Source organism: Candidatus Rokuibacteriota bacterium (genome assembly GCA_030647435.1).
Taxonomy (GTDB): Bacteria; Methylomirabilota; Methylomirabilia; order Rokubacteriales; family CSP1-6; genus AR37.
The window spans coordinates 1-11,608 of the sequence record JAUSJX010000048.1 but is presented as its reverse complement, the minus strand read 5'-3'; the positions used below and the strand labels follow the sequence as shown (position 1 = coordinate 11,608).

Below are 11,608 nucleotides of genomic sequence, written 5' to 3'. Positions count from 1 at the left end.
CGTGCCCAGGAAAGCCCTCGAGGTCTACGCGTTCAACGTCCGCTTCGGCGACGCGATCCTCGTGCGCGTGCCCGACAAGGACCGCCACGGCACCAAGACCACGCTCCGCCACATCTTGATCGACGTCGGCAACGCCCCGTCCGGCGCCCGGGACCCGAATTCGCCTCCGCAGCCGGGGCAGGCCGGCGGCGACGACACGGTCCTGACGCCCGCCGTGGACGCAATTCTGAAGGTCCTGAGCGGCGCGCCCCTCGACCTCTACGTGATGACCCACGAGCACATGGATCACGCGCAGGGCCTGCCGTCCGCGGAGAAAAACGGTCCCGCGGGCCGCAGCCTCCGCGCGATCTTGAAGCCGAAGCACGTGTGGATGACGGCCTCCGCGGAGGGCACGGCCTACTACGCGAGGCACCTGCAGGCCAAGATGGAGTTCGACCGGGCGCGCGCGGCGTACGCGGCCATTGCCGATCACCTCGCCAGCGCGGCCGCCGAGGAGAGGGCGGGACTCGGCCCGATCCTCGCCAACAACAATCCGGCGTCCACCAGCTCGTGCGTCGAGTGGCTGAAGGCCCTGGCGCCCGACGGCGCGACGCCCGCCTACCTGCATCGCGAGGTGTCCAAGACGGACCTGGCGAAGCTGCACCCGTTCGAGGAGGCGACGTTCGAGATCTGGGCGCCCGAGGAAGACACGAGCGCCTACTACGGGAGGCTGACGCCGATGGCGCTCGGCGACGGCGCCTCGGCCGCGCAGCCCGCCGGGGCGCCGGGTCCCCGCGTCGTGCCGCCTCCGGGAGTCGACACCGAGGCATTCTTACGGCTCGTGGACCTGCGCCGGAGGGGGATCCAGGAGAACCTCCTCACGATCGACAAGGCCGCCAACAACTCGAGCCTGGTCTTCTGCCTCGTGTGGCGCGGCTGGCGCCTTCTCTTCGCCGGCGACGCCGAGCAGAAGAGCTGGCAGATGATGAAGGCCAAGGGCGTCTTGAAGCCCGTCCACTTCCTGAAGGTCTCGCACCACGGAAGCGTCAACGGCACGCCCGACCCCGAGATCCTCGACCTCGTGCTGCCCCCCGTCCGCCCCGACAGGAAGAAGCGCACGGCCATCGTGAGCACCTGGGATCACACGTACGGCGGCATCCCGCACGCGCCCACCGACGACCTGATCAAGTCCCGCTGCAAAACCTTCCTGAGCACGCTGGCCCAGCGAGACAAACCGTTCGTGGTCGCGAAGTTTTTGTAATCTACGGCTTCTTGATTGCCGCGAGGGCGGCCTTGGCGCCCGCCGTCAGGTGATAGAGGTCACTCGTGCAGCCGACCATCAGCCATCCTTCCGCGAGCCTGCGGTTGACCGCCTCGGGAGTCGGCGTGTGGACGCCCGGGGCCACGCCGTGCTCCTTGGCTGATCGCAGGATGGCCTGGATCGCCTCCTCGTACTCCTTGTGCGGCGGGTCGAGCGAGGGCGCGAGCCCCATGGAGTTGCAGAGGTCGTTGGGGCCGATGAAGCAGGCGTCGATGCCGGGCACCGAGAGGATCTCGTCGATGCGCTTGACGGCGGCGATGTCCTCGATCTGGACCACGCGGAGGATCTCCTCGTTGGCCCGCTCGAAGTAGGTCTTGGGGTCCGTGTTAAAGGATAGGGCGAAGCGGCCCGAGCCGAGGCTCCGCTTGCCCTTGGGCGGATACTGGCCGTAATCCGCGACGATCTGCGCCTCCTCGCGAGTCTTGACGTTGGGCGCGACGAAGCCCCAGGCGCCCGCGTCCAGGATGCGCTTGATGCCGAGCTCGCTCACCTCGGGGATGCGCGCGAGCGGGGCCACCGGGTAGCGGCCGATGGCCTGGAACATGCCGGTCATGGTCAAGAGATCGATCGGGTTGTGCTCCGTGTCCACGGTCAGCCAGTCCCAGCCCTGCGCCGCCAGCGATTCGGCGACGATCGCGTCTCCGAGCGCCAGCCACACGCCCACCACCGGCTTACCCGCCTTGAGCTTCCGCTTCACGTCATTCGTCAGCATTTGGTCTCCCTAGGCGAACTTGAGGGATTGCTCGCGCCGGTAGGCCCGGATCGTCACCGCCATGAACAGCGCGGTGTAGCCGGCAAGCCAGGCGAGGCTCGTGAGGAGGGGTTCGGACGGGACGCCGACGGCGCTCCACGCGAGCTGACCGTAGTGGTAGGTCGGCAGGTACGGGGCGATCCGCTGGACGAACCCGGGGAGCCGGTCGAGCGGCATGAACAGGCCCGAGGCGAACGCCAGCGGGAGGAAGATCAGGTTCGCCAGCGCGGGCGCCACGTGGGGACTGGAGCTGTAGCCGATCGCGAAGCCCAGCGCGACGAAGGGCAGCGACCCCGCGAGGAGCCGTACGGTGACGTTGATCCAGACCGTGAGGTCCTGCCGGACACCACCGACGATGATGCCGTAGATGATCAGGACCACGACCGACAGCAGGGAGAACGCGAGCGCGTTCAGCACCTTTGCCAGGATGGCGATCGCCGGCGGCAGCGGCGTCGCGCGCATCAGCAGGTCGACCTTCATGCCCCGCTCGGTCGCCACGCCGATCCCGAAGCCGTAGACCATCACGCTGCCGACCGCGTAGGCGGCGAACGAGGCGAGGAGGTAGGCCCCCACGCTCACTCCGTTCGGAAAGGTGTCGCTCGCGAAGGGCAGCCCGAAGAAGGTGAAGAAGAGCACGGGGAGCGCGAGGTTCGTCAGGCTGAAGGCCGGGGTGCGCCAGCGGATGCGCAGCTCGCCGAGCGTCTGGGCGAGGAGCATCCGGAGGAGCGGGGCCATCAGGCGCGCGCCGGCCGGCGGGTAAGGCTCAGGAAGGCCTCCTCGAGGTCGGCGCCGGCGACTTCGAGATCCTGGATCTCGACGCCGCGCTCGAACAGCGCGCGCAAGACCGTCTCGGGCTCGTTGGTCAGGAAGCGCACGCGGCGGTCAGAAAGGTCGAGCGCCGTGAGCGCGAGGCCGCCGAAGGTGTCGGCGGGCAGCGGGCGCGCCACCGCGAAGCTCACGCGCTTCCCGGCGACCTTGGACATCAGCTCCCGCGGGGTGGCGTCGGCGATGACCCGGCCGTGGTCGACGACGACGATGCGGCGGGCGAGCTCCTCGGCTTCCCGGAGATAGTGGGTCGTGAACACGACCGTCTTGCCGGCGGCCGCGAGGGCCTGGATGCTCGCGACGAAGGCGCGCCGGGCCTCGATGTCCATCCCGACGGTGGGCTCGTCGAGGAAGAGGATGTCGGGGTTGCCGCAGATGGCCAGGGCGAAGTAGAGGCGCTGACGCTGGCCCCCCGAGAGCGTGGCGACGCGCGCGTCCGCCTTGTCCGTCAGGCCGGCCATGGCGACGGCCTGGTCGGCGGGCAGGGGAGAGGGGTAATAGGTGCCGAAGAGCGCGACCAGCTCGCGAACCGTGAGCACGCCGGTGGTGCCCGACTCCTGCAGCATGACGCCCGCGCGGCTCCGGGCGCGACGATCCGTCGGCGGCAGGCCGAAGAGCCGGACCTGGCCTCCCGTCGGCTGGCGCAGCCCCAGCATCAGGCTGATGGAGGTGGTCTTACCCGCGCCGTTCGGACCGAGCATGGCCATGATCTCGCCGGGCTCTATGGCCAGGCTGACGCCCCGCAGGGCCTCGACCTGCCCATAGCGCTTGCTCGCCGCGATCAGCTCGACTACAGGGCTCATGGGCGGATTCCTTACGAAAGAGGCCGTGTCTCGTTGGCCAGCGGTTGACGGGGCTTGGCGCCCGGTCCACCATCGTGCCCGATGGAGTTACGAGGCGCAACACCCATGTCCCCTGTGCCCTGACATGCTCTACGGCTTGATGGCGGACCTCGTGCTCGTCGCGCACCTGGCGTTCGTGGCCTTCGTGGCGCTCGGCGGGCTCTTGGCGTGGCGGTGGCCCCGGCTGGCCTGGATCCACATTCCGGTAGCGCTGTGGGGAGCGGCCATCTCGTACGTCGGCTTCACGTGCCCGCTCACGCCGCTCGAGAACTGGCTTCGGAAGCTCGGCGGACGGGCGGGCTATCAAGGCGGATTCATCGAGCACTACGTTACCGCCCTGCTCTATCCGGCAGGGCTCACCCGCGAGGCGCAGCTTGTGCTCGGCACGGCGGTGCTGGCGTTGAACCTCGTCGTGTACTGGCGCGTCCTTGCGGTGTCCCGCCGCGAGCGAGGGCGCGCCGCGCGCGGCTCATGAATCGGGGTCGAATTGGGGTCAGGTCTTGCATTCATACATTGCCCGCCAGACCCAACCGCGGCGGGCGACGATCTGCCGAGCCCAGATGTTGGATTGCAAGACCTGACCCCGGCGCGACGGCCACTTTCCCCTTGAGACCACGTCCCGACGTTGTCAATCGATGACCTGATCCACCCGCAGCAGCAGCGCTCGCGGGATCGTGAGCCCAAGGGCCTTGGCCGTCTTCAGGTTGATGGTCAATGCGAATTTCGAGGCCCGCTCGACCGGGATCGTGGCCGGCTTGCCGCCCTTGAGGATCTTGTCCACGAAGAATGGCGCTCGCCGCCAGAGCTCAGGAAAGTTCGCGCCGTAGACCAGCAGGCCGCCGCCCTCCGCGTATTCGGCGGACCCGGCGCCAGGCAGATGTTTCGCAGCAGAGAGTTCCCCGAGACGTCGCATGTTGGCGACGAACATCGAGTCATCGATTACGACCAGGCCATCCGCCCGCCGACGGAGAATCAGTGCAAAGGCGTCATCGAACTCATGGGGGGACCGCGCCGGCACCTCTCAAAGAGCTCCACATTCAAGGCCGTGGCCGTCTTCTTCATTGCCTCGAGGGCCACGTGATTAGCACGGCTGTCCCGATTTAGCAGGACCGCGACTCTGGCTAGACGAGGCACAGAGCCCTTGAGCATCTCCAGGCGCTTGGCCGAGATCTCCGGATCAAAAAAGGTCGATCCCGTGATGTTTCCACCGGGCTGCGCAAGGCTTGCGATGAGTCCGCCCGCCACAGCATCGCCGCCGGCCGCCATGACGATGGGGATTGTCGTTGTCGCCTCCTTGAGGACGCGGGTCCCCGCTCCGCTCGTGACAATGACGTCCGGCTGGAGGCGGATCAGTTCAGCGGCGAGGGCGGGAAGCCGATCATATCGGCCCTCCGCCCACCGGTATTCGATGACAATATTCTGGCCCTCAACGTAACCCAGGTCGCGGAATCCTTGCCGCATGGCCTCGACTTGAAGCGCGTAGCCGGCAGCGGAGGTGACTCCGAGGAGCCCGACGCGCGGGACCTTTCCCGTCACGGGCTGCGCGCCTGCGGTAAGCGGTGCGCTCACGAGAGCCAGCACAACGGCGAGTAACCTGAAGTACATTAACCAGCCCTGATACGCCGCCCCGCCCCGCTCCTTCCTCTTGTGCGTCGAACGCCGGTATTAGCTGCGGCGCGCCTTACGCGCCGTCGGCTGCATGCGTTTGTTCGGCGACCGCCTGGCCAGCACGCGACGCTTCATCTCGTCCAGTGAGATGGTCCGGCCAAGAGCGAACTCCGCCTGTGAGCGGGCGATGAGCTCGAGAAACTCGGGATGCTGGCTCAGCGCTAGTGATTCGCGATCAACGTTCTTCAACGGAACGATTGCCGCGACCGCACGATTGCCCTCGGTCAAGACGACGGTTTCGTCGCCGAATTCGGCGACGTAGTCCGCGAGTGGTCGAACAGCCGATGACAGCTTGAGCCTCTTCACAATCGCATCTCCTTGTCACCGATCACTAGTACGTTGCGACGCTCCCGCCCTACCGCAAGGATCCGAACCACTCCGCTCTCCGCCCCGGCCATCTCGGAGAAGACTCGAAGCTGGCCCACGCGTAGCTCCCACGGGGCGATCGGGTTGGGGCGTAACGGTTTCCGGTGTCGAGTCTCCTTGAGCGGCTCGTGAAGCAGTTGACGGCCGATCGCATCGAGGACCGTCGTCCGCTCCCGGGCCGTCAACACCCGAAGGCGGCGCTCAACTGACTGGGCGAACTCGACGGCGTAGGGCACGCGCCTCCCGACCTGCCTTCACTCTCTGCATTATGACCCAGAAGCCTTTGTCCCTTCGGTGGTGGCGTGCAGAAACCTGGTGACGTGCGGCAATGCGAGCCCGGCTTCCCGAAACGCGGCCATGTGGTCGAGGTTCGGCATGGCGAAAGAGGTCGCCTGAGGGATGCGCTGCGCGCACTCCCGGACCTTCGGGTAGAGCGGATCAGCATCGCCGGCGTAGAGACAGCACGGCATGGTCATCGTCGGTAGCATGTCTTCCAGCGACGGCCGATCCTGTTGCGCTGCGGCCAACGCTCGAAAGTCATTGGCGAGCAATTCCTCTCGTACCGCGAGGGGAATTGTCGCTGCATTGATCTGCAGTCGCCCGAAGAGTGCGGCCAGAAACGCCTCCGGGTCGGAGCCATCGAGCCGACTAGAGGCCGGCAACCGCTGTTCATACGGATGGGCACCGCCGATAACGAGCGCGTGGACGCGTCGCGCCGCATACTTCGCCATACCAAATCCGATCCACCCACCCATGGAATAGCCCCAATAGTGCACCTTGTCGAGGTTGAGGGTATCCAGGACGGCAAGCACGTCCCCCACACGCAAAGGCAAGGCGTACGCAGCCGGATCATGTGGTTTGTCGCTCGCCCCATGTCCACGCGCATCCACGAGGATGACTTGATAGTTTGGTTTTAGCGCATCGACGTAGCCAAGCAAATACCACCGCTTCAGATTTCCGGTGAACCCATGCTGTAGCACGAGCGGCGGTCCTTCCCCTTCGACTTGGTAATGAATGCGAGTGCCCTGATGGTTAGCGTATGGCATATCTCTTCCTCCCTCGCATCAGCTTACCAACGATACCTGCTCTAAATGAGGACGAAGCCTAACTAGAATTCGACCACTGGATGGACCGATCTGCGTCATACGGCGACCCCTGTGACCTCCTGCAGCGTATCGCGACTTGGAGCCGACCCGACGATGGGGCACATCGACGTTTCGAACCCGCCGTTTGTGGTCGTAGGGACCGACCTGCCCGAGTCGAGATAGACGGCGACGGGACGCAGTGTATCCCGATGCGGATAGCTCCCAAGGCCGCGAGTGGAATCATGGACCGAACATCCGATCCGCTGGGCTTCTCACCGCGGCCGGCCCGCGATTCAGGACGTGGGTGTAGATCATCATGGTGTTCACGTCCTGGTGCCCAAGCAACTCCCGCCATCACCGGCATTCTGCTCCCTGTGGCCGGGGAGTATAGGGACCCGCCGCACGTTCCGCAAGGCGCCGGCTGGATGTGCTTGAGGCATCGACGATCAGAGAAGCCGGGGGCGCGAGGCGGCGGTCAGAAACACTTCGTAGGAAAACTGCGGCGTCCACCGGTCGCTCTCGATTCCGTCAAGCCGGTCCAGGATGATCCGGCCGAGCAGGGAGCCGAACTTGAACCCGTGGCCTGATCCGGCGGTCGCGAGAAAGACGCCGGGCATCCCGGGGTGGAAGTCGAGCAGGAAGTCGTTGCTCGTGGAGAGATTGTACATGCAGCTCTCGTACGTGACGCGGTAGTCGCCGGGGTCGAGACCGAACCAGTTGCGCAGGAACTCTCCGGCCGCCTCGACGAATCCGGCTGGTGTCGTTCGCCGGTCGAAGTCGGGATCGTCGATGGGATCGGTGACGAGATGCCGCGCCAGCTTGAGGCCCACGCGGCCGGGCTCGGCGGGGAAGCCGTAGAAGCCCGTGTCGGCTCCCGAGTACGGGACGAACGCAGGGCGGCAGAACGCCGCCGGGACGCCTTCGAGGTACATGATGCCCTGCTGGCACTGCCAGAGGGCCCGCCCCAGCTCGGGAAAGAGGCGCTTCGACCAGCCGCCGACCGCCACGACAACCTGGGGAGCGCGATACGTCGCCGTGTCCGTCCGGACTTCGACGCAGCCGCCGCTGCGCGCAACAGCGGCGTCGTGCCCGGTGGCGAACTGGACACCGTGCTTCTCGGCCAGCTCCCTGAGCGCGGTGACGCAGTCCGTGGCGCGGAGAAAACCGGCATCCTCTTCCAGGAGGGCGCGGTGACCGCGGCGAAACTGCGGAAACTCCCGGCGCAGGCCGTCCGCGTCGAGCCAGCGGACTTTCGCGCCGCCCCGGCGGGCGTTGGCTTCGAGCGTCTCGAGATGCGCGTCGGCTGGGCCGTCGCTCACGTTCAGGTTTCCGGCGGCGACGTAGAGCTCCTTGCCCGTCTCGGCCTCGATCCGCCGCCACCCCGCCATGGCCTCGAGGGCGAGGCGGGTGTAGTGCGGGTCCAGGTACGTGGACCGGATCTTCCGCGACGGGCCGTAGGAGGCCGAGATGGGATTCGGCACGACGCGGCGATCCACGACCAGCGTCTGTCGCCTGCGGCGCGCGGCCTCGAGCGCCGTGCTGAGGCCGAAGACGCCCCCGCCGACGACGATGAGATCGAAGCTCCCTCCTGCCATCGGGGCGTCCCGGGCCGCCGACTACTTCACTGCAGCCGCGCCCGCGTCGGAGCTTTCCTGGTCCTGCTGCCCCGTTCCGCCGCCGCAACCGATCCCTCCGATTACTTGACCGCCGCGTACGATGGGCGTCCCGCCGGGCGTCGGCAGCGCCTGGCCCTGCAGCACGGTCGGCACCAGGGACCAGAACCCTCCCTGCGCCGCCAGCTCGGCCAGCTCCTTCGTCGGGCGCTTGAACGCGGCCGCGGCCACCGCCTTGGCGCGCGACGTCTCGGGCGAGAAGAATCCTGTGCCGTCGCCCCGGGCGCTGAGCACAAGGCGCCCCGCCTCGTCGACAACCGTCACGGTCATCGGGGTCCCCAGCGCCTTGGCCTTGTCCTGCGCCGCACGGACCGTCGTCTCCGCCACCTGGAGAGTCATCTGGATCATCGCGAATGTCTCCTCTCAGAGTCGAATTGGTGCTCTTCTGCGCCGCTTTCGTGTGGTCGGCCGGCTACGGGTACAGCCCGCGGATCTGGTGGGCGTCGGCGACGCGGCGGACGCCTTCCATGAGCGCAGCGGTGCGCAGGTCCACGTTATCTTTCTTCGAGACGTTCCAGACTCGCGTGAAGGCGCGCGTCATGATCTCCTGCAGACGGGCGATGATCTCGCTCTCCTTCCAGAAGAAGAACTGGAGGCCCTGGACCCACTCGAAGTAGGAGACCACGACGCCGCCCGCGTTGGCGAGGATGTCGGGGATGACGAGGACGCCGCGGCTGCGGAGGATCGCGTCGGCTTCAGGGGTGGTCGGGCCGTTGGCGCCCTCGACGATGATCTTCGCGCGGATCTTGTCGGCGTTGTCCTCGCGGATCTGGGAGCCGATGGCCGCGGGCACCAGGATGTCGCAGGGCTGCTCGAGGAGATCGTGGTTTGAGATCGCGTCGGCGCCCCGGAAGCCCACCACGCTGCCCCCTTCCTTGACGTGCTCGTCCAGCGCGCGGATGTCGAGGCCCTGGCTGTTCCAGACGCCGCCTTTGAAGTCGCTGATGCCCTGGATCACGGCGCCGTCGCGCCAGAGCATGCGCGCCGCGACGCCGCCGACGTTGCCGAAGCCCTGGATGACGACCTTCTTGCCCTTGAGCTCCTCGCCCAGGCTGTGGGTCGCCTGGTAGAGCACGTAGACGATGCCGCGCCCCGTGGCCTCGCGCCGGCCGGCCGAGCCGCCGACCAGGATCGGCTTGCCCGTGACCACGCCCGGCACGCTCCTGCCCTGGGTCATGGAGTAGGTGTCCATCATCCAGGCCATGGTCTGCTCGTCGGTGCCGAGGTCGGGCGCCGGGATGTCGAGGTCGGGACCGATGAACAGCATGATCTCGGCCGTGTACCGGCGCGTGAGCGATTCGAGCTCCCGCTTGGACATGCCGCGCGGGGTGCACCGGACTCCACCTTTCGCGCCACCGTACGGAAGGCCCATGAGCGAGCACTTCCAGGTCATCAGCATGGCGAGCGCCGTCACCTCGCCCATGTTGACGTCGGCGTCGTAGCGCAGGCCGCCCTTGGTCGGGCCGAGGGCCGTGTCGTGATGGACCCGGTAGCCCATGAAGACTTCCGTGCGCCCGTCGTCCATCCGCACCGGGATCGACACCACGAGCGCGCGCCGCGGGTAGCGAAGCCGGATATGGATGTCGTGGTCGAGATGGAGACGCTCCGCGACCTGATCGAGCTGGGCGACAGCGGTGCGGTGCATCTCGGATTCGAACTCGGGCATGTCGGCCATCAGGCGGACTCCTTCGCGCGCTGCCGGAGCACGGCCAGCGTGCGGCCTTCGAGCGGGTAGGGCTCGCCGCCTTTGAAGAGCCGCCCTTCGAGGACGGGCTCCCAGTCGCGCGTGTCGAGGCAGGGCTCCCACTCGATGCGCGGCTGGTGGTTCGGCAGGACGAAGGGCACGGCCGCGTCGTGGGCGTTCAGCAGGATGAGGAAGGTGTCGTCCCGCACCGGCAGCCCGTCGTCGTCGACCTCCTCGATGGCGTCGCCGGCCAGGTGGAGGCCGAGGCAGCGGCTGTGCCCGTTGCTCCACTCCTCGTCGGTCATCTCGGTGCCGTCGGGTCTCAACCAAGAGAGGTCCTTGACGGCCGAGCCGTGGATACGCCGCCCCTGGAAGAAGCGGCGGCGCTGGAACACGGGGTGGTCGAGCCGGAGACGAATCAGCCGCCGCGTGAAGTCGAGCAGGCGGGCGGCCGAGCCCATCGGCGGCCACGCGAACCAGGACGTGTCGTTGTCCTGGCAGTAGGCGTTGTTGTTGCCGCGCTGGGTGCGGGCGATCTCGTCGCCGCCCGACAGCATCGGGACTCCTTGCGAGAGGAGGAGCGTGGCGAGGATGTTGCGCTGGTGACGCTCGCGGAGCGCCCGCACGTCCGCGTCGTCGGTCGGCCCCTCGACACCGCAGTTCCAGGAGAAGTTCTCGTCGCTGCCATCGCGGTTTTCTTCCCCGTTGGCGTCGTTCCGCTTCGTCGTGTAGGCGACCAGGTCGGCCAGGGTGAAGCCGTCGTGCGCCGTGACGAAGTTGATGCTGGCCGAGGGGCGCCGGCCGCCTTGCTCGTAAAGGTCGCTCGAGCCGGTCAGGCGATAGGCGAGCTCGCCGACCTGGCCCCAGTCGCCCTTCCAGTAGCGGCGGATGGTGTCACGGTACTTCCCGTTCCACTCGGCCCAGCCCGGCGGGAAGTTGCCGACCTGGTAGCCGCCCTCGCCGACGTCCCACGGCTCCGCGATCAGCTTCACCTGGGACAGGACCGGGTCCTGGTGGATGATGTCGAAGAAGGCCGAGAGCCGGTCGACCTCGTGGAACTCGCGCGCGAGCGCCGATGCGAGATCGAAGCGAAAGCCGTCGACGTGGCACTCGAGCACGAAGTAGCGCAGCGAGTCCATGATCAGCCGCAGCACCGAAGGGTGCACGGGGTTGAGCGAGTTGCCCGTCCCCGTGTAGTCCATGTAGTGGCGGGGGTCGTCGGGGAGCGTGCGGTAGTAGGAGAGGTTGTCGATCCCCTTGAAGGCGAGCAGCGGCCCGAGGTGGTTCCCCTCCGCGGTGTGGTTGTAGACGACGTCGAGGATCACCTCGATCCCGGCGCGGTGGAGCGCCTTTACGAGCCCCTTGAACTCCTTCACCTGGGCGCCGGCTGCGCCGGTCGCCGCGTACTCGGAGT

Annotated in this window: 14 protein-coding genes and 1 pseudogene; 2 read left to right on the top strand and 13 right to left on the bottom strand. The window is 67.3% G+C overall.

What is annotated here, in order from left to right; genetic code table 11:
- The first annotated feature begins 1 nt into the window (after window position 1).
- The gene (locus Q7W02_08680) at window positions 2-1,240 is read left to right on the top strand and encodes a hypothetical protein (protein MDO8476254.1); all 1,239 of its coding nucleotides are present in this window, start codon (window positions 2-4) and stop codon (window positions 1,238-1,240) included.
- 1 nt (window position 1,241) lies between these two features.
- Here Q7W02_08680 and Q7W02_08675 read toward each other — a convergent pair whose 3' ends face one another.
- From Q7W02_08675 to Q7W02_08665, 3 genes are read right to left on the bottom strand one after another with little or no spacing between them, the layout of a single operon-like run.
- Window positions 1,242-2,012, bottom strand: coding sequence for an aldolase/citrate lyase family protein (locus Q7W02_08675; GenBank protein ID MDO8476253.1), 771 nt, complete (start codon window positions 2,010-2,012; stop codon window positions 1,242-1,244).
- Between the two features lie 9 nt (window positions 2,013-2,021).
- Entirely contained in the window at window positions 2,022-2,786 is a 765-nt protein-coding gene (locus Q7W02_08670) for an ABC transporter permease (protein ID MDO8476252.1), read from the bottom strand.
- A complete protein-coding gene (locus tag Q7W02_08665) occupies window positions 2,786-3,679 on the bottom strand; it encodes an ABC transporter ATP-binding protein (GenBank protein MDO8476251.1) in 894 nt (297 codons plus the stop codon). Before Q7W02_08665 ends, Q7W02_08670 begins: the two co-directional genes overlap by 1 nt.
- 124 nt (window positions 3,680-3,803) lie before the next feature.
- Here Q7W02_08665 and Q7W02_08660 point away from each other — a divergent pair, with 124 nt between their 5' ends.
- Window positions 3,804-4,193 (top strand): DUF2784 domain-containing protein, encoded by a 390-nt coding sequence (locus Q7W02_08660; GenBank protein MDO8476250.1) that lies wholly within the window; start codon window positions 3,804-3,806, stop codon window positions 4,191-4,193.
- A 153-nt stretch (window positions 4,194-4,346) separates the two neighbouring features.
- Here Q7W02_08660 and Q7W02_08655 read toward each other — a convergent pair whose 3' ends face one another.
- The 10 genes and pseudogenes from Q7W02_08655 to glgX all read right to left on the bottom strand — a co-directional run.
- On the bottom strand, window positions 4,347-4,736 hold the full coding sequence (locus tag Q7W02_08655) for an ABC transporter substrate binding protein (GenBank protein ID MDO8476249.1): 390 nt from the start codon (window positions 4,734-4,736) through the stop codon (window positions 4,347-4,349).
- Window positions 4,691-5,254 carry an ABC transporter substrate-binding protein gene (locus tag Q7W02_08650; protein MDO8476248.1) on the bottom strand — a complete coding sequence of 188 codons (564 nt, stop codon included), beginning with the start codon at window positions 5,252-5,254 and terminating at the stop codon, window positions 4,691-4,693. Before Q7W02_08650 ends, Q7W02_08655 begins: the two co-directional genes overlap by 46 nt.
- 129 nt (window positions 5,255-5,383) lie before the next feature.
- The gene (locus tag Q7W02_08645) at window positions 5,384-5,692 is read right to left on the bottom strand and encodes a hypothetical protein (protein MDO8476247.1); all 309 of its coding nucleotides are present in this window, start codon (window positions 5,690-5,692) and stop codon (window positions 5,384-5,386) included.
- Window positions 5,689-5,988: a type II toxin-antitoxin system RelE/ParE family toxin gene (locus Q7W02_08640; protein MDO8476246.1), complete on the bottom strand. Its 300-nt coding sequence runs from the start codon at window positions 5,986-5,988 to the stop codon at window positions 5,689-5,691. Before Q7W02_08640 ends, Q7W02_08645 begins: the two co-directional genes overlap by 4 nt.
- Window positions 5,989-6,018: 30 nt before the next feature.
- Window positions 6,019-6,798, bottom strand: coding sequence for an alpha/beta fold hydrolase (locus tag Q7W02_08635; GenBank protein MDO8476245.1), 780 nt, complete (start codon window positions 6,796-6,798; stop codon window positions 6,019-6,021).
- Between the two features lie 279 nt (window positions 6,799-7,077).
- A pseudogene (locus Q7W02_08630) lies at window positions 7,078-7,188 on the bottom strand (integrase).
- A 95-nt stretch (window positions 7,189-7,283) separates the two neighbouring features.
- Window positions 7,284-8,432 carry an FAD-dependent oxidoreductase gene (locus tag Q7W02_08625; GenBank protein MDO8476244.1) on the bottom strand — a complete coding sequence of 383 codons (1,149 nt, stop codon included), beginning with the start codon at window positions 8,430-8,432 and terminating at the stop codon, window positions 7,284-7,286.
- Window positions 8,433-8,453: 21 nt separating this feature from the next.
- The gene (locus tag Q7W02_08620) at window positions 8,454-8,858 is read right to left on the bottom strand and encodes a heme-binding protein (protein MDO8476243.1); all 405 of its coding nucleotides are present in this window, start codon (window positions 8,856-8,858) and stop codon (window positions 8,454-8,456) included.
- A 64-nt stretch (window positions 8,859-8,922) separates the two neighbouring features.
- Window positions 8,923-10,185, bottom strand: a complete 1,263-nt coding sequence (locus Q7W02_08615) for a Glu/Leu/Phe/Val dehydrogenase (GenBank protein MDO8476242.1) — start codon at window positions 10,183-10,185, stop codon at window positions 8,923-8,925.
- Window positions 10,185-11,608 (bottom strand): glycogen debranching protein GlgX (glgX, locus tag Q7W02_08610; GenBank protein ID MDO8476241.1); only part of this gene is annotated, 1,424 nt, incomplete at its 5' end. The genes glgX and Q7W02_08615, both read right to left, overlap by 1 nt.